We start from the raw sequence: 21,578 nt of genomic DNA on the forward strand, positions 1-21,578 counted from the left end.
GAATTGAATCGAAGCGCTTCGAACGTGGTTTCAGAATGTGACACAGGCGAAACCCGCACGTCAAGCGCAGTGCACCTGTTCGACGAGTTCGACCATTGTCGTGCCGGCGTTCGACAGCTGTTCGACCACACCGGTCCCACGCACTACGATGCTCGCGACGAACCGGCGCGACCCGAAGGGCGGGCATGATCACGATCAAGGAGGTCGCCCACCACGCCGGCGTCTCGATGAGCACGGTCTCGTACGTGCTCAGCGGCAAGCGCAGCATCTCCGAGGAGACCAAGCGCCGCGTCGAGCAGAGCATCGTGGCCCTGGGCTACCACCCGAACGCCGGTGCGCGGGCGCTCGCCTCGAACCGGTCGCGCGTGGTCGGCCTGGTCGTGCCGCTGCACTCCGACCAGAACATGCCGATCATCATGCGGTTCGTGTCGTCGATCGTGGCGCGCGCCCGTGACCACGACTACGACGTGCTGCTGCTGACCAAGGAGGCGGGTCCCGGCGAGGCCCACCGCGTCATCGCGCGGTCCATGGCGGACGCGATCGTCGTGATGGACGTCGAGAGCGCGGATCCCCGCGTCCCGGAACTGCGCGACGTCGACGCGCCGGTGGTCCTGCTCGGCATGCCCGACGACCACGAGGGTCTGAGCTGCGTCGACCTCGACTTCGCCACCGCGGGCCGGCAGATGGCGAGCCACCTGGCGGAGCGCGGCCACCGCTCGATCGCGCTGATCGGCTCGCCTCCCTCGGTCTACCAGCGCGGCACGAGCTACGCCGCGCGGCTGCTGTCCGGGTTCCAGGGCGAGACCACCAAACGCGGTCTGCTCGCCTCGGTCCACTCGTGCGCGCCCGGCTTCGCCGCGGTGTCCGAATGCCTGGACGACGTGCTGCACCCGGACCGCGGCACCACCGGACTGGTGGTGCACAACGAGGCGGTCCTCGGCCCGTTGCTGCTCGAACTGCGGCGCCGGTCGCTGGACGTCCCCCGCGACCTGTCGGTGATCACGCTGTGCCCCGACGACGTCGCGGAGACCCTGCCCGTCCCGCTCACCTCGATCGCCGTTCCCGCACAGGAGCTGGGCGCGATCGCCGTCGAGATGGTGATGGCGCGTCTGGGCCGCGAGCTCGCGCCGGAGGTCCGTCTCCTCCAGCCGCTGCTCACCGATCGCGGCAGCACCGCCGCCCGCTGAACCCGCGCCGATCAAAGTCGGCAACGTTGTTCACCATTTTTTCCGCGAGCCCCGCGTTCGACAGGAATTCGACTCGAAAGCGTCGAAGAACACTTTTCGTTGATGCGAAAGATCTTCCGTGTTCCACCGAAAGGTCGTAGCCTCCCGGGATCACATCGACCGTTCGGGCGAACTCCTCCTGGTGTTCGCCGCATCCCGGCAGAGGAACAATGACACGATCACGAGGCGACGCGCGGACCGCTCCGGGGACCAGATCTGGCAGGTGGCCGGCGATCGCCGTGGTACTGCTGATCGGCGTCGCCGGCTGCGGCGGGGAGCCGGCGCCACCGGCCGTCACCTCGACGCCGCCCGCGTTCCCCTCGATCATCGAGCCTCCGCTCAAGACCGCGTACTCCGCGACCGTCCAGACCGTCGTGGACGTGCGGACCGTGCGGCTCTCCGACGGTGAGGAGGTGCGCGTCAAGGGACTCGCCGTGCCGGACGCGTGCTGGACCGAGGCGTCCACGACGTTCGCGAAGACGATGCTGCTCGAAAAGCCCGTCGAGCGGACACCGGACGGCGAACCCGTGGTGTCGCTGCGCCTCGCGGACGGCACCGACTACGCGCTGCTCGCCGTCGAGATGGGCATGGCGCGCAACGAGAACCCCGACGACCGCGTGATGAAGGAGGCGGAGGCGTCCGCGACCTCCAAGCGGCTCGGGCAGTGGGGCCCGCCCTGCGTCGCCCCCAGCACCACCGCGGCCCCTGCGCCCACCGCACCGGCCGCGTCCACGCCCGCCGCACCGCAGGCGCCGAAGCCGGTGACCGGGTGTTCGGTCGCCTACGTCGTCACCCACACCTGGCCCGGCGGGTTCCGCACCGACGTCACCCTGCGCAACACCGGTGCCGCGGAGATCAACGGCTGGACGTTGCAGTGGACGTTCGCCGGCACGCAGACGGTGTCCGAGATGTGGAACGCGACGCCGAAGCAGTCGGGCAGGGACATCTCCGCCACCGCCGTGCCGTACAACGTCGCGATCCCCGCCGGAGAGTCGTTGCTGCTGGGCTTCACCGCGTCCGGTGCCAGCACCACTCCCCGGGCCTTCACCCTCAACGGGCACGCCTGTTCGCTCGCCTGAGGCGTGCGCCGGTCAGCCCGCCGCGACGATCCGCCACTGCTGGTTGACGCTGTTGCTGTCACTCCACTGGCCGAGGTTCGCGGAGGTCGACGCACGTCCCATGCCGTCGAGGTACAGGCCGGTGGCGCGGTTTCTGATGCGCACGTCGTTGCCCCTGCTGGTGCCGGTCACCACCGTCCACTGCTGACTGGTGGCGGTGTTGCCGGCGCGCTGGACCGCGTCGGAGCCGTTGGCCGTGCGGCCCAGGCCGTCGAGGTACAGGCCGGTGGTCGCGTTCTTGATCCGGACGTAGGCGCCGGAGTTCTCGACCACCCACCGCTGACCGGGGCTCGCACCGCCGGTTCCCTGTCCTGCCGGGGACTCGGTGGTCCTACCGAGACCGTCGACGTACCAGCCTGTTCCGACGTTGCGGATCCCGGCGACCTCGGTGCCGGCGTCGCCCAGACCCCAGGAGTAGCGCAGCCGTTGCAGCCCCGAGCGGTTCGTCAGTGACAGCGTCGTGCCGGAACCGCTGCCGCTCCTGGTGGTCAGGCTGTACCAGTCGCCGTCGCGCAGGCCGGGCCAGTACACGCCACCCATCCCGAGGCTGCGCAGCTTGGCGCTGACCCCGCGGATGTAGTCGGCCATGTACGACCCGCTCGGGACGCTGTAGTCGACCGCGTCGAAGTACACGCCGTTCTTGGTGCCCGGACCCATCGCGCCGCCCCACTCGGTGGCGATGGTGCGGCTCGCGTAGGCGCCGATGTAGCTCGCGATGTGGTCCGCCCACTGGGTTTCGCTCTCGAACCCGGCGAAGAACGAATAGTCGTGCACCGCGAGAAGGGTGCCGTTCAGCCTGCTGTCGCCGCCGACCGCGGGAACGTTCTGGGCGAGGCCCGCGCCGTCGAGGACCACCCTGCCGCGCGGGACGGACGAGTACCTGGTCAGCCAGGAGTTGTACATGTTGTTGAGGTCGGTCGTGCTGTAGCCGTGCGGCTCGTTGATGACCTCGAAGTACGCGTTGGGGTGGGAGCCGTACTTGGCGATGACGGTGTCCCACATCCTCTCGAAGGCGGCCTGGTTCTGCGGCCTGCCACCGGTGTGCGCCCAGTACGCGAAGATCACGTTGCCCTTGCCGAGCGCGGTGTCGATGGCGCCGGTGTAGGTACCCCAGTAGTTCGTGACGGTCGGCTCGTTGATCGGGATCCGCACGGTGTTGGCGCCGGTGAGCGAGTACAGCTGTCCCACCACGCGGTCCGCGACGACGGCCGCCGAGGAGTAGGTGTCCGACGCGCTGAGCCCGGACGGGTAGAGCACGCCGTTGACGAAGTTGTCCCTCTGGTCGGCCCAGTTCACGCCCCGGAACTGGCTCGTGGACGCCTGCGCGGTGGCCTGGGTGACGATCGCCAGGGATGTGGCGAGGAGGAGAGACATCAGCAACCGCAAGGCGGTAAGCGCTTTCCAGCGACGACTCATCGGCTGCTCCACTACGTCGTGTGTCACCCGTGCCCGCTGGACCATGGCAGCCTGAACGAGCCGACGTCAAGAAAATGAGCATGCTTATCTTGGCTGTCGATCGTGTGCACGATCATGGCTCTGGGCAGCGACGATGTCGCGTTCGACGGGTTGCCCTGCACGTTCGATTCCGCATGTATCCTCGTTCGACGGAGAAAAAGTCGTACTCACGAAGGAGCCGGTCGGTGGATGCAGATGCCACGTTCGCACCGCCCGCCTACCGGCCCGGCTACGAGGTCGTGGCGGAGAAGATCCTGGAACTCATCGCCGAGCTGGAGCTGCGTCCCGGCGACCGCATGCCGACGGAGAACGAGCTGGCCGGCCGGATGGGGACCAGCCGGACCGTCGTGCGGGAGGCCGTGAAGATCCTCTCGGCGCTCGGCAGGGTGCGTGCCCACAAAGGCCGCGGTCTCTACGTGGCCGACGACGAGGGGATGCTCGGAGCGTCCCGCTGGGGCGGCTTCTTCCTGCCCACCGACCTCGACCACGTGTACATGCTCTTCGAGTTCCGCCGGGTCCAGGAGACCGCGGCCGCGCGGTACGCCGCGACCCGCGCCACCCCCGCTGAGCTGCACACCATCGAGGCAGCCGCCGAGATGTGCCGGCAGGGCCACCTCACCGGTGAGGCCGCGCTGTTCGACCAGGGCGACGAGGACTTCCACCTGGCCGTCGCGGCCGCCTCGCACAACCAGTTCCTCGTCGCGGCGGTGCGCGAGGCGCGCCGCCTGCAGCGCCAGTCCAACATCATCGGGATGCACGGCGCGGTGGGCAGCCACACCGCCGAGGCGGTCGAGGAGCACGCCGCGATCTACCAGGCCATCCGGCGGGGCGACCCCGAGGCCGCGGCCGATGCGGCCGCCGTGCACGTGGACCGGACCCTCGAGGACTACCGGCGGGAGATCCAGCGCCGCGTGTTCGGCTGACCTGGACCCGTCTTCTGGATGTGTGCTACAACCTTCTCGATTGTCAGTGTGATGTGTCGCACTGAATCCGGTGCAGCGAGGCATCGAGGGAGGGACGCATGTCCGCCACCGAACGCAGGCACCTGACGCCGTGAGCGCGACCCTGCCGGTCACTCACGGATCCATCCCGGCGCTGCCGGCCCACCGCCGCACGCGGAGAACCAGCCACCCGCCGGAACACCCGGTCGCCGAGCCGTGCCCGCACGGCGGGAGACCGTCCACCGTCCACTGAGGACTTTCCGGATCGCCGCACCGCCGCCGGCACCGGGACTCGGCCGGCGTGAGCCGTGCCGTGAGCTCGAACAACCCTTTCTCCCCTGGGGGAACGAGGGTCGCGATGTTCGGCAGACCACCCCCGCGGCGGCGCGTCAGATCGCTCGCCACCGCCCTGACCGGCTAGGAGAGCACCTTGTCCCCCACCCCTGACGAGAGTCTGCCGCCGCACCGGCGCAGGATCCGCCGGCGCACGCTGCTCGGCGGAGGACTCGCGGCGTTCGCCGTGCCGGGCCTGACCACGACGGCGGCAGCGGCCGCCTCACCGGCGCTCGCCGCGGCGGCGTGGCCCGATCCGCCCAACGGTTTCCCCGAGTGGAACAACAACATGGGGATCTTCGCGGTCAACGCCCAACCGGCACACGCCACGCTGATGCCCTACGCCGACCTGCAGCAGGCGCTCGCGCTGGATCGCACGAACTCGCCGTACAGACTGGACATCAGCGGCACGTGGCGGTTCAAGTACGCCAACCGACCGGCGGACCGCGACCTCAACTTCTGGCGCACCGACGTCAACGACAGCGGCTGGGCGACCATCCCGGTGCCGTCCAACTGGCAGCTGCACGGCTACGACTTCCCGATCTACCTCAACGTCACCTACCCGTGGTGGGGCGCCAACGGCCAGAACGAGAACACGCAGCCACCGTTCGCGCCGTCGCGGGTCAACCCGGTCGGCCAGTACCGCACCACGTTCACGCTCCCGTCCTCGTGGCAGGGGCGGCGGGTCCTGCTGCACTTCGAGGGCGTGAAGTCCGGTTTCTACCTGTGGATCAACGGAACGAAGGTGGGCTACCGCGAGGGGTCGTACACGCCGTCCGAGTTCGACGTCACCGACCACGTCCGCGCGGGGTCGAACCTGGTCGCCGTCGAGGTCTTCAAGTACCCGGACGGGGAGTGGCTGGAGGACCAGGACATGATCCGGCTGTCCGGGATCTTCCGGCCGGTGTTCCTCTACTCCCTGCCGGCCGTGCACCTGCGCGACTTCACGATCACCACCCCGTTGCGGGACAACTACACCAACGCCGACCTCGCGGTGGCGGTGAGCCTGCGCAACAGCGGCGGGCAGCAGGCGGGCACGTTCACCGTGGAAACGCAGCTGTACGACCAGAACCGGCAGCCGGTGTGGCCGGAACCGTTGCGCACGAGCGTGAACTCCCCCTCCCCCGGCCAGGAGGCGACCGCGCGGGGCTCGAAGGCGGTGGCGGGGCCGAGGCTCTGGTCGGCCGAGCACCCGAACCTCTACACCGCCGTGCTCACGGTGCGCGATCCGGCGGGCGCGGTGACCCAGACGGTGTCGGCGCGCGTCGGGTTCCGCGAGTTCGTCCTCAGGAACGGCCTCATGCGGATCAACGGCCAGCCCGTGTCGTTGCGCGGCACCAACCGGCACGAGATGCACCCGGACCGCGGGACGGCCCTGACCCGTGCGGACCTCATCCGCGACATCACGGTGATGAAGCAGCTCAACATCAACTCGGTGCGCACGTCGCACTACCCCAACAACACCGTCTGGTACGACCTCGCGGACGAGTACGGCCTCTACGTCGTGGACGAGGCCAACCTGGAGACCCACGGGATCCGCGACAACTACCCGGACTCGAAGGCCGACTGGACGGCGGCCGTGCTCGACCGGGCGGCCCAGATGGTGCACCGGGACAAGAACCACCCCTCGGTGATCATGTGGTCGCTCGGCAACGAGGCGGGCGGCGGCAGCAACTTCGTGGCCATGCGCGACTGGATCCGCGCGGCCGACCCGACCAGGATCATCCAGTACGAGGGCGACAACCGCCCGCAGGTCAGCGACATCCGGTCCGCGATGTACGAAAGCCCGGCGGGAGTGCAGAACCGGGCGAGGGACACGAACGACACCCGGCCGTACGTGATGATCGAGTACTCCCACAGCATGGGCAACTCCACCGGCAACTTCAAGGAGTACTGGGACATCATCCGTGCCAACCCCGTTCTGCAGGGCGGCTGGATCTGGGACTTCGTCGACCAGGGCCTGACGTGGCGGACGCAGTCCGGCACCACCTACCTCGCGTACGGCGGCGACTGGGGCGACAACCCGAACGACGGGGCGTTCTGCGCCGACGGCATCGTCACGGCCGACCGGCGGATCAGCGGCAAGGCCGTGGAGGTCAAACAGGTCTACCAGGCGATCAACGTCGCGAACGCCGGTGCCGCCGGCACCGTCCGGATCACCAACGAGAACCTGTTCACCAACGTCAACGAGTTCACCGGCACCTGGTCGCTGCTCGCCGACGGTGTCGTCGTCCAAAGTGGACAGCTCACGGCGGCGCAGCTCGACGTCCCGCCGTTGTCGAACAGGACCGTGCAGCTGCCCGTCCAGCGCCCGGCCGATCCCGCGCCGGGTGAGGAGCACTTCCTCCAGCTGTCCTTCCGGCTGCGGACCGCGACGCCGTGGGCGGAGGCGGGTTTCGAGGTGGCCAAACAGCAGTTGCCGATCGACCTCGGCAGCCCTCCGGTCGTGCCAACGCCCGTCACGTCGGTGCCGGTGGTGACGGCGACCGAGACCGGCGACCGCATCACCGTGTCCGGTCAGGACTTCAGCGTGGTCATCGCGAAGGCGACCGGCCTGATCACCTCCTACGACGCGATGGGCATGCGGCTGCTGAACTCCGGTCCCCAGCCCAACTTCTGGCGGGCGCCGACCGACAACGACGTGGGCAACGGCCATCCGAACCGCAACGGCACGTGGCGCAACGCCGGCGCCAACCGGACGGTCTCGCGCGTGACGCTCGACCGGCCGTCCGACCGGGCAGCGCGGATCACCGTCAGCGGTACCCTGCCCACCACCGCGGTGTCGACCTACTCGACGACGTACACGATCTACGGCAACGGCGAGATCAAGGTCGACAGCACGCTGCACCCCGGATCGTCGAGCCTGCCGTACATCCCGGAGGTGGGCACGATGCTGTTCCTGCCGGGTGACCTCTCCCGGATCCGCTTCCTCGGCAGAGGTCCGCACGAGAACCACTGGGACCGCAAGACCGGTTCCGACGTCGGCGTGCACTCCTCGACCGTCGCCGAGCAGTGGACCGGCTACATCCGGCCGCAGGAGAACGGCAACAAGACCGACGTCCGGTGGATCGCCCTCGTCAACGGCAGCGGCCGCGGCCTGCTCGCGTACGGCGAACCGCTGCTGGAGGTGAACGCGTCGTACTTCACGCCGGAGGACCTCTCGAAGGGCGTCCGGCACGACTACCAGCTCACCCGGCGCCAGGACGTGGTGCTGCGGCTGAACCTGCGGCAGACCGGCATCGGCGGCAACGACAGCTGGGGCGCCCATCCCCTCGACACCTACAAGCTCTTCCCCAACCGGGACTACACGTACACCTACCGGTTGCGGCCGCTGCCGGCCCTCGCCGAGGCGCAGGCGCTGTCCCGCAAGCCGGTCGGCACCGCGGGAGGCGGCACCGGTCCGGTGCAGACCGGGGTGGACTACCGGCTCGTCGCCCAGCACAGCTCCAAGCTGGTCGACATCAACGGTGGGTCCGCGTCCGCCGGTGCCGCCGCCATCCAGTGGACGGCCACGGGCGGGCTGAACCAGGTGTTCGACTTCCTCGACTCCGGCAGCGGTTATTACCGCGTCCGGGCCCGGCACAGCGGCCTGGTGCTCCAGGTCGCGAGCTCCAGCACCGGCGCGGACATCACGCAGCAACCCGACTCCAACTCGGCCGCCCAGCAGTGGCAGGTGGTGGACCACGGCCTCGGCGTGATCAGTCTGGTGAACCGGCAGAGCGGGCTCGCCATGGACGTGTGGGAGGCCTCGACCGCCGACGGCGCCCGCGTCTCGCAGTGGACCACCGGAAGCGGGCTCAACCAGCGCTTCGGGCTCCAGCGGCTCTAGAACCTCGGAGGCGGTGGCCCGCCGGCCACCGCCTCTCCCGTCACTCCCGGCACTTCCTCCCGGTGTTCACGCAGTCGACGAGCCTGTTCATGATCTGCTGGGACATCACGTTGGCGAAGTCGTCGTGGTCGGAGAAGGGGTTGTGCTTCTCCTCCGGGAACGAGTCGACCGCGTACCGCCCCTGCTTCTGGACGTCCAGCGGGATGTTGTAGGTCAGGGAGATCCGCAACTGGGGAACGGCCTTGAAGCCGTCCTTGCACTTGCCGGTGCCGGGGTCGGGGAAGGCGATGTGGTCGCGGTGGTTCTTCGAGTCGGTGTTCTTGCCGTCCCAGCAGCTCGGGAAGTCGTGGATCCGCTTGACCTTGGAGCCCTTCGGGCAGACCGGGTACTTGTTGATCAGCACCTTGTCCTCGAAGCCGGTACAGGTCCACGAGTCGCGGGCGTTCTTCGTGCCGTTGGCCGTGACCTTGGCGTCGCCGTACAGGACGCGCAGGAACTTGGGCATCGCCACGACCTTGCCCGCGGGGGAACCGCGGAAGGTCAGGTCCACGGTCTCCGGGCGCTGGATGTCGCCCTCGTTGCCGGGCAGTTCGTTCTCGCCGCCGCCCTCGCCGCCCTCGAGCTTGCACGGCGCCAGCTTCTCGAGCCCCTGCGGCCGCTCAGCGTTGCGGCCGATCGCGATGGCCATGCGGTCGATGGTGGCGACCCTCTTGTCCTTCAACGGTCCCACGATCGCGTTCTGGTTGAAGTTGAGGTCGCGGGGGTTCTCGTTCTTGGCCAGGCGCGTGTTCGCCTCGTCGATCTGCGTCTTGAGCAGCGCCAGGTTCCGGTCGACCTCGGCCTTCGCCTGGTCGGGGACCTTGGGCAGCTTGCTGGCGACGTCGGGGCAGCTCACCGTCTTCGCCTCGTCCTCGTCGCCGTCGTTGATCCGCACCACCGGCCAGAAGTAGGCCGACCTGTCGCCGTTGCGGCAGGTGGTGCCCGCCCGTTCCAGCGAGCCGTCGGTCGAGTCGGCGTCGGTGGACAGGTTGCCGACGTAGTCGTGCAGGTGCTGGGCGCCGTTGCGGACACCCGGCTGTGCGATGAAGTTGTCCGGGTTGAAGTGCCCGTTCTCGTTGCGGCCGCAGTCCACTGTGAACGTGCCGGTCGTCGCCCCCTTCCCCGGTCTGGGTATCTGGACGTTCGGTTTCACCTTCGTGATGTCGGTGAACTGGGACTTGTCGGCGCCGTCGGCCAGGGCGGACACCTCGCCACCGGTCGAGGCGGCGACCGCGAGCGCGCCCAGGGCGGTCAGGCCGAGCAGACCCGCGGTGAGCTTCACCGCGAGAGAACGTCCTTTGTAGAGGCTCATGTCACGGGGTACGTGCCGGTGGCGGAAAACGATCATTTCGACTCCGTTCGAGTCGAACGGTCGTCGAACAACGTCTTCGCGGAGCCGATTCCGTTCGGTCCTGAACGGACTGTGCACTTCGCACGTTGCTCCGAACGGGCCTGTCCCGCGCCCCGCCGTGGCGACGTAGGGTGATTCGATCACGGGGTCTGCCAGCGAATTTCGGTGAAGTTCCGGCAGATCGTCGCCGCGCGTGACCGGTCGGGTACGAGGAGAAGCAGTCGCATGAACATCGACACAGCGCTCAAGGAAGCAATGACGATCACCGGCGCCGTGGGAGCCGCGCTCGTCGACTACGACAGCGGCATGTCACTGGGCTCGATCGGTGGTGGCGACTGGCTGAACCTGGAGGTGGCCGCGGCCGGCAACACCGAGGTCGTGCGCGCCAAGCAGCGGGTGATCTCCGCGCTCAAGCTGAACGACGAGATCGAGGACATCCTCATCACCCTGCACCGCCAGTACCACCTGATCCGTCTGCTCACGACGGGCAAGCGGAGCGACTCGAAGCTGTTCCTCTACCTCGTGCTGGACCGGGAGCGCGCCAACCTCGCGATGGCCAGGCACAGCCTCAAGTCCATCGAAACCGACCTCACGGTGTGAACGAGATGTCCACCCAGTCGACGCAGACGCACGGCGGACTGCCCCTGCGCCGGCGCGGACCGTTGTCGGAGGCACCTCCCGCACCGGAACGACAGGTACCGGCGAGTGCCGTCGCGAAGCTGATGACCGAGGCGCTGGAAGAGGTCCACGGCAGCATCGACTCCGTGGCGATCAACGGCGTGCTGGTCGCGACACGGGACGGCCTCGTGCTGTGCGGAGTCACGCGCGGCATCGAGGACGACGGCGTCGCGGCGATGGCCTCGGCTGCAGCGGGGCTCGCGACCCAGTTCACCTCGCAGGCCGGGGTCGGCAGCCCACGGGCGGTGTTCTTCGAGGGCGAGTCCGGGCAGGTCGGCGTGTTCGGGGTCGACGCCGACACGCTGCTGGTGGTGCTCGGCGAGCGCGACACCACGATGGGCATGTTCAACGTCGTGGCCAAACAGGCGTTGACCCTGCTGCAGCAGGCGGTCGCGGCTCGCCGGTGATCGGTCAGCCGTCCAGGCTCCGGTAGGTGAAGCTGTCGAAGTCGGCCCAGTTCCCACCGGGGCCGGTCGCGTGCAGTCCGATGTGGACTCCGGTGAACCCGCCCGCCGCCTGGGTGCTGAGCACCCGTCCGTCGAAGGGCTCGCCGAGCGGCCGCCACTCCTGCGCCGCACCGGCGACCAGTGCCCGGTACTCCTGCCCGGTCGCCTCGAAGCCCAGCCGCACCACACCGCCGGGCAGTCGCGTCGTGGCCAGCAGTTCGTCGCGTCCGCCCGCGCGGCGCACGAGGGTGACCTCGCGGTCGGCGCCGAGCAGGAGCCGGACGTGGTGGTCGTTGTTCTGCAACAGCACCAGTCCCGCCGCGTCGTCCGGGTGTGCCGGCGTGAACTCCAGTGCGCAGGACGCGTGGAAGTCCTGGTGCTGCTGGCGACGCAGAACGAGGCTCGGCGTGACCAGGTCGGTGATCGACTCCGGGCGCACGCGCAGCCGGAGGTGACCCGGCCGGTCGGTCAGCGACCAGAACGCCTCGTCCGGCGTGCGCAGGAACATCCAGGCGGGATCGAGCACCGGTGCGTCGAAGTCGTCGGTCGGCCCGTTCTCGGGCCACGGGTGTGCGGGCAGCACGGGAACGTCGTACCGGGCCTCGACACGACCGGTGCCCGGACTGAACACGGGGCCGCCCGCCTCCCAGGACACCGGCACGAGGAACGTCTCGCGGCCGAGGTTGTAGTAGTAGCCGCCGTACGGCCGGGTCGCGAGCAGCACCGCGAACCACTGGTCTTCCTGCGTGCACACCAGGTCGGCGTGCCCGACGGCCGCGATCGGATGGTCCCGGCCGAGGTGGCGGTGGGTCAGCACCGGGTTGAGCGGTGAACCGCGGTACGGCCCGGTGATCTCGTCCGCCGTCGCCACGACGACCGAGTGCTCGAAGTCGGTGCCGCCCTCCGCGCACAGCAGCACGTACTTCCCGTCCACTTTGTACACATGCGGTGCTTCGAGCCACACGGAGTCGCGCAGCGAGCCGCTCCACAACACGTGTTCCTCGCCGATGAGCTCGAACTCCACGGGGTCGAACTCGCGCAACCAGACCTCGGTCTGACCGGACCGGCCACCGGGCACTTCCCGGGTCGCCGTCCACCACGCGCGGCCGGTGTCGTCGAAGAAGAGCGACGGGTCGAAGCCGTCCGCCTCCGGCAGCCACCGCGGTTCCGACCACTCCCCGGCCGGATCGGTGGCGGTGACCACGAAGTTGCCGCTCTTCGCCGCACCGTCGACGAGCGTGCACACCACGTAGAACACGCCTTCGTGGTACCGGATCGTCGGCGCGTACAGGCCGCCGGAGGCCCGGACGCCCTGCAGCGGCAGCTGGGACGGTCTGTCCAGCACGTGCCCGAGCAGCCGCCAGTGCACCAGGTCCCTGCTGTGGTAGATCGGCAGGCCGGGGAAGTACTCGAAGGTCGAGGTGACGAGGTAGTAGTCCGATCCCGCCCGGCACACCGACGGATCGGGGTGCGAGCCGGGCAGGATCGGGTTCTCGAACTGTGTCAAGTGGACACTCCCGCTAGGGGTTGAGCCTTGCGTACGCAGGCTTGGGCCTCAGGTTCTCGTCGAACAGGCAGGCCGCGCCCTCGCCGGGGAACACGTCGGGCACCCACGAGTGCCGGTCGGTGAAGCCCCAGGTGGTGAACTCGACGCACCGCCGCACCGCGTGGCAGGCGTCCCAGACCTGGCCGAAGTAGCTCGCCTGCGCGTCCAGCTTCTCGGGCGTGACGGGCAACGGGATCCGCACGTCGGCCTCGGTGATCGCGACGTCCAGACCGAGCGCGGCGAAGCGGGCGATGTTCTCCTTCATGCCCGACGGGAAGCCGTACATCAGCGAGAGGTGTCCCTGGATGCCGACGCCGTGGATCGGCACGCCCTGCCGCTTCAACGACTTCACCAGCTCGTAGGTCGCGTCGCTCTTGGGGTTGAGTCCCTCGATGTTGTAGTCGTTGATGTAGAGCTTGGCCTTCGGGTCGGCCGCGTGGGCCCAGCGGAACGCGTCGGCGATGTAGCGGTCGCCGAGCTTCTCCTGGAACACCGTCTGCCTGCGCGTGCCGTCCTCGTTGAACGCCTCGTTGACGACGTCCCACGCGCGGATCTTGCCGCGGTAGCGGCCTGCCTCGGTCCTGATGTGGTCCTTGACCACACCGCGCAGCTCCGCCGCTTCCAGCCCGCCCACCCAGTCCGGCAGCTGGCTGTGCCACACGAGCGTGTGCCCGCGCACGGACTTCCCGGTCTTCTTGGCGTAGGCGACGATCGCGTCCGCCCCTGACCAGTCGTACTGGCCGCGAACGGCTTCGACGACGCCCCACTTCATCTCGTTCTCGGGCGTGACGCTGTCGAACTCCCGCGTCAGCACTTTCTTGTAGTCGGCTTCGGCGTCGAGGTGCTGGACGGCCACCGCGCTGCCCACGTACCTGTTCGTGACGGTCTTCAACGGCCCTGAAGCCGAGGCAGGAACCGGCAACGCCAGCAGCAGCACGGCGACGCCGGCCACTAATCGGGTTCGCATGAATCACTCCCTTGTGAGTCAGCCCTTCACAGAACCGGTGAGTCCCCCGACCATGCGGCGTTCGGCGAGCACGAAGAACGTGAGCGCGGGGATCATGGACAACGCGGTGAAGGCGAGGATTTTCGCGGTGTCCTGGGAGTGCTCGGACTGGAACATTGCCACGCCGAGCGGAAGCGTGAAGTTCGTGGAGTCGTTGAACACCAGCAACGGCAACAGGTAGAAGTTCCAGCTGGTGACGAACGCGAGCACGGACACCGTGATCAGCGCCGGCCGCGAGAGCGGGAGCAGGATCCGCCAGAAGAACCCGAGCTTGGCCGCGCCGTCGAGCAGCGCGGCGTCCTCCAGCTCACCGGGGATCGCGTTCATGAACGGCCGCAGGATCACGATCGTGACGGGCAACGAGAAGGCCGCCTCCGGGATCGCGACACCGAGCGGGTTCTCCAGCAGGTTCAGCTGACGCAGCCACAGGTACAGCGGCAGTGTCGCCACGCCGAGCGGGAACAGCAGGCCCAGCGTGAACAGCGTGTAGAACGCCTCGCGGCCCTTGAAGGCGTAGCGGGACAACGCGAACGCCGCCATCGACCCGAGCACGACCGCCAGCGTCGTGGCGATCACCGCGATCAGCGCGCTGTTGCCGAGCAGCCGCCAGAACTGCGGTGAGGTCACCACTTCCCGGTAGTTGTCCCACACGAACGGGCCCGGCAACCCGGCCGGCGACGAGTTGATCTGGGCCGTGGTGCGGAAACCGCCCAGCACCACGAACAACAGCGGCACCACCGTCATGCCGATGACGGCGAACGCGGCGAGGTAGCCGACGGTGTTACGACGTGACATCTCAGCGCACTCCCGTCAACGCGCCCTGGGTGTCGCGACGCAGAGCGAACCTCTGGTACAGCAACGCGAACAGGAAGCAGATGATGAACAGGATCACCGCGACCGCGCTGCCGAAACCGAACTCGTAGCGCTTGAAGCCGTGGTCGACCAGGTAGGTGGCCATGGTCGTCGACGCGTTGGCGGGACCGCCGAGCGTCATGATCCAGACCAGGTCGAAGAGCTGGAGCGACCCGATCACGGACAGGAACACCCAGATCCTGATCGTCGGTCCCAGCAACGGGAGCACGACGTGCCGGGTGGTCTGCCAGGCGGTCGCACCGTCGAGCGCCGCGGCCTCCCGCAGCTCTGGAGGAACGCCCTGCAGGCCGGCCAGCAGCAGGATCACGCCGAAACCGATGTACTTCCACGTGATCACCACGAAGAGCGTGTAGAGCACGAGCGACTGGTCGGCGAGCCACAGCTGCACGAGGCTGCCCAGGCCGATGCCGCGCAGGATCTCGTCGATGAACCCGCCCGGCTGCAACATGAGCAGCCAGATCACCGCGGTCACGGCCTCGGACAGCACGTACGGCGCGAAGACCACCATCCGCAGGAACGTCCGGCCGCGCAGCTTCCGGTTGAGCAGCAACGCCAGCCCGATGCTCAACGGCAGCTGCACGACGACCGACAGCGTGGCGATGATCAGGTTGTGCCCGATGGCGCTCTGGAAGACGTCACCGGAGAAGGCGTCGACGTAGTTGTCCAGCCCCACGAAGTCCGTGAGCGGGCCGAAGCCGTTCCACGAGTAGAGGCTGTAGTACCCGGCGACGCCGATCGGGATCAGCACGAACCCGATGAACAGCAGCAGGGCCGGGGTCAGCAGGAACGCGAGCTCGAGACGGGGGCGGAGGCGGGAACGCCGCCGGGTGCCCCCGGCCGCTGGCGCGTGCGGCACGGGGGCGGTCGGCGGCCGCGTGGTGATCGCGGCACTCATCATTTGTTCCCGGCTGCTGCTTCGCTCACCGATTTCACGATGGTGTCGGGTCCGCCCTGACCCGCGAAGAAGTTCGCGATGGTGTCGTTGAGGGCCTGACCGACCTTGGTCGGGAACGCGGTGTCGAAGTACAACTGGACGTGCGACGCCTTGGTCATGACCTCGGCGATCGCCTTGTGCGGCTCGCTCTTCAGCGCGGCCACTCCGGCAGGGGTCACCGGCAGACCGGAGTTGGTCTCGGCGAGGATCTTCTGCACGTCGTCGCCGACGAGGTGACCGAGGAACTCCGCGCACGCCTTGGCCGCGCGGGTGGTGCAGGAGAACCCGTCACCGCCGCCGAGCAGCACGCTCGGATCGCCCTGCCCGCCCGGCACGCTCGGGAACGGGAACCAGCCGATCTTCGAGCCGAGTTCCTTGTCCTCGGTGAGCGCCTGCATCACGTCGGGGTTCCAGTCGCCCTGCAGCTCCATGGCCGCCTTGCCGTTGGCCACCAGGCCCGCCGAGCTGCCCGCCCCCTGCTGAGCGGGCGTCCCGACGAACCCGTCCTGGAACGGTTTCGTGTCCAGGAAGCTCTTGAGGTTCTCGCCCGCCTTGAGGAAGCACGGGTCGGTGAGCTCGGTCTTCTCGACCGCCTTCTTCAGCGTGTCGACCGAGCACTGGCGGACCGCGAAGTAGGCCCAGTAGAACGCGTCGGGCCAGCGATCCTTGCCGCCGAGCGCGATGGGCGTCACGCCCGCCGTCTTCAGCTTGGCCACCGCGGCGTTCAGCTCGTCCACAGTGGTCGGTGTCGAGGTGATCCCCGCCGTGGCGAAGACGTCCTTGCGGTACCAGAACCCGACCGCGTGCATCAGGTACGGCGCACCGTACTGCTTGCCGCCGACCTTCCAGCCGTCGGCGTTCTTGGCCAGCGGGCCGATCCAGCCCGACGAGGCCTGCGTGATGTCGGCGATCTTGCCGGACTTCAGCTGGTCGGCGAGCGCTCCGCCGCCCCACTGCTGGAAGAGGTCCGGCGGGGTGCTGCCCTGCAGGGCCAGCGGCACCTTGGTCTGGAACTGCTCGTTCTGCAGCGGTTCGATCGTGAACGAGGTGTTCGGGTGGGTCTTGTGGAAGTCGTCGGCGATCTGCTGCCACTTCGACTTCATCGGCTCGGTGGTCCGGTTGTGCCACCAGGTGAGCGTGACGGGACCTTCGGTGGAGGCGTCAGTGCCGCCACCGCTGCACCCTGCCAGCGCGAGTGCCGCGGCGGCGAAGAGGGCAAGGGGCTTTCTGGAACGCATTGGGGTCCACTCCTGACGACGTCGGCCGAGTTGGACTGCCTGTGTTGGGGCCAGAGACTCCCGCCAAATCGGCTCCGTGTCAATCGTTGTCGATAACGTTTTACACGGCTAGCCTGACCCCCGTGCCTCCACGCTCTCGCGTCACGATCAAGGACGTCGCCGCTCAGGCCGGCGTCTCGGTAGCCACCGTGTCCAAGGTGCTCAACCAGCGGTACGGCGTCTCCGCGGAGACGTTCGCGCGGGTCACGGCCGTGATCAAGGATCTGGGGTACGAGGCGAGCCTGGTCGCGCAGAGCCTGCGCAACCACCGCACGAACGTCATCGGGATCCTGGTCGCCGACATCGAGCCGTTCAGCACCGAACTGCTCAAGGGAGCGGCGGATGCCATCCGCGGCACCGGCTTCGAGCTGGTGGTGTACTCGGCGGGCGGCCGCACCGGCGACCCTGAGGGCTGGGAACAGCGCTACCTCACCCGGCTGAGCGGCACCCTCGTCGACGGCGCCGTGCTGGTCACGCCGGCCGTCGACCTCGAAGGCCTGCCCGGCACACCCGTCGTCGCCGTCGACCCGCACACCGGGCGCGCGGCGCTGCCGACCGTCGACTCCGACAACCTGCACGGCGGACGGCTCGCGACCGAGCACCTGCTCGCGCTCGGCCACCGCCGGATCGGACTGCTCACCGGCCGCGCGGACCTGAAGTCCGCTCAGCAGCGCGAAACCGGCTACCGGGGAGCTCTCGCCAGCGCGGGCGTCGAGGTGGACGAGAGCCTGGTCTGCCGCGGCGACTACGACGCGGACGTGGCCGCCGCGTCCACGCGTTCCCTGCTGAGCCGGCCCCAGCGGCCGACCGCCATCTTCGCCGCCAACGACACCACCGCCATCGCGGCCATCGACGCCGCCCGCGAGATGGGCCTGCGGGTGCCGGAGGACCTGTCGGTGGTCGGTTTCGACAACATCCCCGAGTCCGCGCTGTGCACGCCGCCGATCACGACGGTGCAGCAGCCGATCCGCGAGATGGGCCACCGCGCCGTCGAGTTGCTGGTGCGGCTCATCAACGGCACCGAGCCCGGCGACACCCACATCACCCTGGGCACCGAACTGGTCGTCCGGCAGTCGACCCGCCCACTGACCCCCTGAGGTTGTCGTGACGACAGAAGCCACCACGCCGGACGAAATCTGGCGGAATCCGCACGCCCCCGTGGCCGACCGTGTGAGCGACCTCGTCGCACGGATGACGCCACAGGAGAAGATCGCGCAGTTGCAAGGGATCTGGGCCGGCATCGACGCCGCCGGCGAGATGGCCCCGCACCAGCACGAGTTCGCCGTGGCGCCGCAGGACTTCGCCGAACTGACCCGCCACGGCATCGGCCAGCTCACCCGCGTCTTCGGCACCCGGCCGATCGCGCCGGACGTCGGCGCGCACACGCTCGCCCGCACCCAGCGGCAGATCATCGAGGCGAGCCGCTTCGGGATTCCCGCGGTGGCGCACGAGGAGTGCCTGACCGGACTGGCCGCGTGGCAGGCCACCGTGTACCCGTCACCGCTGTGCTGGGGCGCGACCTTCGAACCGGACCTGGTGCGGCGCATGGCCGTCCGGGTCGGCGACTCGATGCGCCGCCTCGGAATCCACCAGGGCCTGGCCCCTGTGCTGGACGTCGCGCGCGACCTGCGCTGGGGCCGGATCGAGGAGACCATCGGCGAGGACCCGCACCTGGTGGGCACCATCGGTTCCGCCTACGTGGCGGGCCTGGAATCGGCCGGGATCGTGGCCACGCTCAAGCACTTCGCCGGCTACTCGGCCTCGCGTGCGGGACGCAACCACGCGCCGGTGTCGATCGGGCCGCGCGAGTTCGCGGACGTGATCCTGCCCCCGTTCGAGATGGCGCTGCGGACCGGCGTCAGGTCGGTCATGAACTCCTACGCCGACAACGACGGCGTTCCCGCCGCCGCGGACGCCGGGCTGTTCACGGACCGGCTTCGCGGCGAGTACGGCTTCACCGGGACCGTGGTGTCCGACTACTTCTCGGTCGCGTTCCTGCACAAGCTGCACGGGGTCGCCGCCGGTCGTGAGGACGCTGCCGCACTGGCGCTGACCGCGGGCATCGACGTCGAACTGCCCACTGTGGACTGTTACGGCGAACCCCTGCTGGAGGGCCTCTACTTCGAACGGGTGGACGCGGCGCTCGTCGACAGGGCGCTGACCCGCGTGCTGACGCAGAAGGTGGAGCTGGGCCTGCTCGACCCCGGCTACTCCCCCGCGCCCGGCGCGGATCTCGACCTGGACGACCCGGAGTCCCGCGCGCTCGCCCGCGAGGTGGCCGAACGCTCGATCGTGTTGCTGCAGAACGACGGCGTCCTGCCGTTGGCGGGCAAGCGCCTGGCCGTCGTGGGACCGCGAGCCGACGAGCGCGGCGCGATGATGGGCTGCTACTCGTTCCCGATGCACGTAGGCGTGCACCACCCGGACGTGGAGATGGGCGTCGAGGTCACCACGGTGCTGGAGGCGTTGCGCGCGGACCACGAGGTGGTGTTCGCGCTCGGATGTCCCGTGCTCGGCGGAACCGACGACGAGATCGCCGAGGCCGTCGAGGCCGCGCGGCAGGCGGACGTCTGCGTCGTCGTGCTGGGTGACAAGGCGGGGCTGTTCGGCAACGGCACGTCCGGCGAGGGCTGCGACGCCACGGACCTGAGGCTGCCAGGACGGCAGGAGGAACTGCTGGAGGCGGTGCTCGGCACCGGCATGCCGGTGGTGCTCGTGCTGCTGTCCGGCCGGCCCTACGACCTGTCGCGGCAGGCCGACCGGCTCGCCGCCGTCGTCTGCGGCTTCTACCCCGGTCAGGAGGGCGGGCCCGCGCTCGCGGGTGTCCTCAGTGGACGCGTCAACCCGTCCGGCAGGCTTCCGATCAGCTTCCCCGGCGCCGGCTCGAGCCAGCCCTCGACCTACCTCAGCGCCCCGCTCGGGAAGGTCACCGAGATCAGCAACGTGGACCCGACCCCGCTGTTCCCGTTCGGCCACGGCCTCTCCTACGCCCCCGCCACCTGGGTGACGGCGGGCTGCGAAGAACGCGAGTGGCCGACCGACGGCATCTGCACCGTGCACGTGGTCGTGCGCAACGACCTGGATGTTCCGACCACCGAGGTCGTCCAGGTCTACCTGCACGACCCGGTCGCGGAGGTCGCCCGGCCCGTCCGGCAGCTGATCGGCGCGCTGAAGGTCGATCTGACTCCCGGCCAGACCCGCACCGTCACCGCCCGGCTGCACGCGGACCTCACCTCCTACACCGGCCGCGCGGGCCACCGCCAGGTCGACGCCGGTGACGTCGAACTGCACGTCGGCACGTCCAGCGCGAACATCCACACGGCGCTGAAGCTCACGATGACCGGGCCCACCCGGCGCGTAGGGTTCGACCGCACCGTGACACCGGAGTTCACCGCGAGTTCATAGCTTTCCGGGCCGCGCCGCTGGCGCTCTTACCCCTGGCCGCCCGGTAACGTCCACTGCGGACGGATCGGGCGGCCGAGGGGTGTTCCTGTGCTGGAGATCAGCGGACTGACGTGGGCGACGACGATCGGGGTGATCGTCCTGCTGCTGGCGGCCGACCTCGTGATCGCGGCGTGGCGGCCGCACCGGATCGGCTTCCGCGAGGCCAGTCTGTGGTCGGTGTTCTACATCCTCGTCGCCATCGGCTTCGGTGTGTGGTTCGCGAGCGCGCACGGCGGCGGGTTCGGTGCGGAGTACTTCGCCGGCTACATCGTCGAGAAGAGCCTGTCGGTCGACAACCTCTTCGTCTTCGTGATCATCATGACCACGTTCCTCGTGCCGGAGGAGCACCAGCACAAGGTGCTGACGTTCGGCATCGTGCTCGCGCTGATCATGCGCGGCATCTTCATCGCGGTCGGCGCGACGCTGCTGTCGTTGTTCTCGTTCATGTTCCTGCTGTTCGGGCTGCTGCTGATCTTCACGGCCGTGCAGCTGTTCCGGCATCGCGACGAGGATCCCGACGTCGAGAACAACATCGTGGTGAAGACCGCGCGCAAGCTCCTGCCCGTCACGGACGACTACGTCGGCGGCAAGATCTTCACCCGCGTCGACGGCAAGCGGTTCGCCACTCCCCTGTTCGTCGTGCTGGTCGCGATCGGCGGCGTCGACCTGCTCTTCGCGCTCGACTCGATCCCCGCGGTGTTCGGCGTGACCGAGGAGCCCTACATCGTCTTCACCGCCAACGCGTTCGCGCTGCTCGGCCTGCGGGCGTTGTTCTTCCTAGTCAAGGGCCTGCTCGACCGGCTGGTGTACCTGTCGGCCGGGCTCGCGATCATCCTCGCGTTCATCGGCGTGAAGCTGATCCTGCACTGGGCGCACGTGGACATCTCCGCGAGCGTCCCCGAGGTGCCGACGCCGCTCAGCCTCGGCGTGATCATCGCGATCCTCGTGATCGTGACCGTCGCCAGCCTGATCAAGACGCGCAACGACCCGTCGGCCAAGGCCCATCCCGGTTCGCTGCGCGGCCACCGCGACGAAGATAAGTAACACTTGACTACTTAGTAACAGCTGTTACACGATCTGGC

The 21,578-nt window shown here is 68.8% G+C and carries 16 protein-coding genes; 9 read left to right on the forward strand and 7 right to left on the reverse strand.

What is annotated here, in order from left to right; translation table 11 throughout:
* The first annotated feature begins 185 nt into the window (after positions 1–185).
* Both SK854_RS10100 and SK854_RS10105 read left to right on the forward strand, forming a co-directional pair.
* Entirely contained in the window at positions 186–1,187 is a 1,002-nt protein-coding gene (locus SK854_RS10100; protein WP_319974749.1) for a LacI family DNA-binding transcriptional regulator, read from the forward strand.
* 209 nt (positions 1,188–1,396) lie between these two features.
* Entirely contained in the window at positions 1,397–2,305 is a 909-nt protein-coding gene (locus SK854_RS10105; RefSeq protein ID WP_319974750.1) for a cellulose binding domain-containing protein, read from the forward strand.
* A gap of 12 nt (positions 2,306–2,317) precedes the next feature.
* Here the strand turns inward: SK854_RS10105 and SK854_RS10110 are convergent, their stop codons facing one another.
* A complete protein-coding gene (locus tag SK854_RS10110; protein ID WP_319974751.1) occupies positions 2,318–3,760 on the reverse strand; it encodes an RICIN domain-containing protein in 1,443 nt (480 codons plus the stop codon).
* 224 nt (positions 3,761–3,984) lie between these two features.
* On the opposite strand from SK854_RS10110, the gene SK854_RS10115 reads away from it, so the two are divergent.
* Positions 3,985–4,722: a FadR/GntR family transcriptional regulator gene (locus SK854_RS10115; RefSeq protein WP_319974752.1), complete on the forward strand. Its 738-nt coding sequence runs from the start codon at positions 3,985–3,987 to the stop codon at positions 4,720–4,722.
* A 448-nt stretch (positions 4,723–5,170) separates the two neighbouring features.
* Positions 5,171–8,902, forward strand: coding sequence for a glycoside hydrolase family 2 TIM barrel-domain containing protein (locus SK854_RS10120; RefSeq protein ID WP_319974753.1), 3,732 nt, complete (start codon positions 5,171–5,173; stop codon positions 8,900–8,902).
* A 40-nt stretch (positions 8,903–8,942) separates the two neighbouring features.
* On the opposite strand, the gene SK854_RS10125 is transcribed toward SK854_RS10120, so the two are convergent.
* Positions 8,943–10,253: a DUF1996 domain-containing protein gene (locus SK854_RS10125; RefSeq protein WP_319974918.1), complete on the reverse strand. Its 1,311-nt coding sequence runs from the start codon at positions 10,251–10,253 to the stop codon at positions 8,943–8,945.
* Between the two features lie 264 nt (positions 10,254–10,517).
* On the opposite strand from SK854_RS10125, the gene SK854_RS10130 reads away from it, so the two are divergent.
* A complete protein-coding gene (locus SK854_RS10130; RefSeq protein ID WP_319974754.1) occupies positions 10,518–10,892 on the forward strand; it encodes a hypothetical protein in 375 nt (124 codons plus the stop codon).
* A gap of 5 nt (positions 10,893–10,897) precedes the next feature.
* On the forward strand, positions 10,898–11,377 hold the full coding sequence (locus tag SK854_RS10135) for a roadblock/LC7 domain-containing protein (protein WP_319974755.1): 480 nt from the start codon (positions 10,898–10,900) through the stop codon (positions 11,375–11,377).
* A 4-nt stretch (positions 11,378–11,381) separates the two neighbouring features.
* On the opposite strand, the gene SK854_RS10140 is transcribed toward SK854_RS10135, so the two are convergent.
* The 5 genes from SK854_RS10140 to SK854_RS10160 are packed head-to-tail and all read right to left on the reverse strand — an operon-like array spanning position 11,382 to position 17,013.
* Entirely contained in the window at positions 11,382–12,923 is a 1,542-nt protein-coding gene (locus tag SK854_RS10140) for a glycoside hydrolase family 43 protein (RefSeq protein WP_319974756.1), read from the reverse strand.
* A 13-nt stretch (positions 12,924–12,936) separates the two neighbouring features.
* Positions 12,937–13,929, reverse strand: a complete 993-nt coding sequence (locus tag SK854_RS10145; protein ID WP_319974757.1) for an endo-1,4-beta-xylanase — start codon at positions 13,927–13,929, stop codon at positions 12,937–12,939.
* 18 nt (positions 13,930–13,947) lie between these two features.
* Positions 13,948–14,763 (reverse strand): carbohydrate ABC transporter permease, encoded by an 816-nt coding sequence (locus SK854_RS10150; protein ID WP_319974758.1) that lies wholly within the window; start codon positions 14,761–14,763, stop codon positions 13,948–13,950.
* 1 nt (position 14,764) lies between these two features.
* Entirely contained in the window at positions 14,765–15,736 is a 972-nt protein-coding gene (locus SK854_RS10155; RefSeq protein ID WP_319974759.1) for a carbohydrate ABC transporter permease, read from the reverse strand.
* Positions 15,736–17,013 carry an extracellular solute-binding protein gene (locus SK854_RS10160; RefSeq protein WP_319974760.1) on the reverse strand — a complete coding sequence of 426 codons (1,278 nt, stop codon included), beginning with the start codon at positions 17,011–17,013 and terminating at the stop codon, positions 15,736–15,738. The genes SK854_RS10155 and SK854_RS10160 overlap by 1 nt, the downstream gene beginning before the upstream one ends.
* 122 nt (positions 17,014–17,135) lie before the next feature.
* Between SK854_RS10160 and SK854_RS10165 the strand changes: the two genes are divergently transcribed.
* The 3 genes from SK854_RS10165 to SK854_RS10175 all read left to right on the forward strand — a co-directional run bounded on the left by SK854_RS10165 (position 17,136) and on the right by SK854_RS10175 (position 21,540).
* A complete protein-coding gene (locus tag SK854_RS10165) occupies positions 17,136–18,149 on the forward strand; it encodes a LacI family DNA-binding transcriptional regulator (protein ID WP_319974761.1) in 1,014 nt (337 codons plus the stop codon).
* A gap of 7 nt (positions 18,150–18,156) precedes the next feature.
* Positions 18,157–20,457, forward strand: coding sequence for a glycoside hydrolase family 3 N-terminal domain-containing protein (locus tag SK854_RS10170; protein WP_319974762.1), 2,301 nt, complete (start codon positions 18,157–18,159; stop codon positions 20,455–20,457).
* Positions 20,458–20,544: 87 nt separating this feature from the next.
* Positions 20,545–21,540 (forward strand): TerC family protein, encoded by a 996-nt coding sequence (locus SK854_RS10175; protein ID WP_319974763.1) that lies wholly within the window; start codon positions 20,545–20,547, stop codon positions 21,538–21,540.
* The last annotated feature ends 38 nt before the right edge of the window (positions 21,541–21,578 follow it).

The sequence above is a fragment of the Lentzea sokolovensis genome, assembly GCF_033949975.1.
GTDB classification, from domain to species: domain Bacteria; phylum Actinomycetota; class Actinomycetes; order Mycobacteriales; family Pseudonocardiaceae; genus Lentzea; species Lentzea sokolovensis.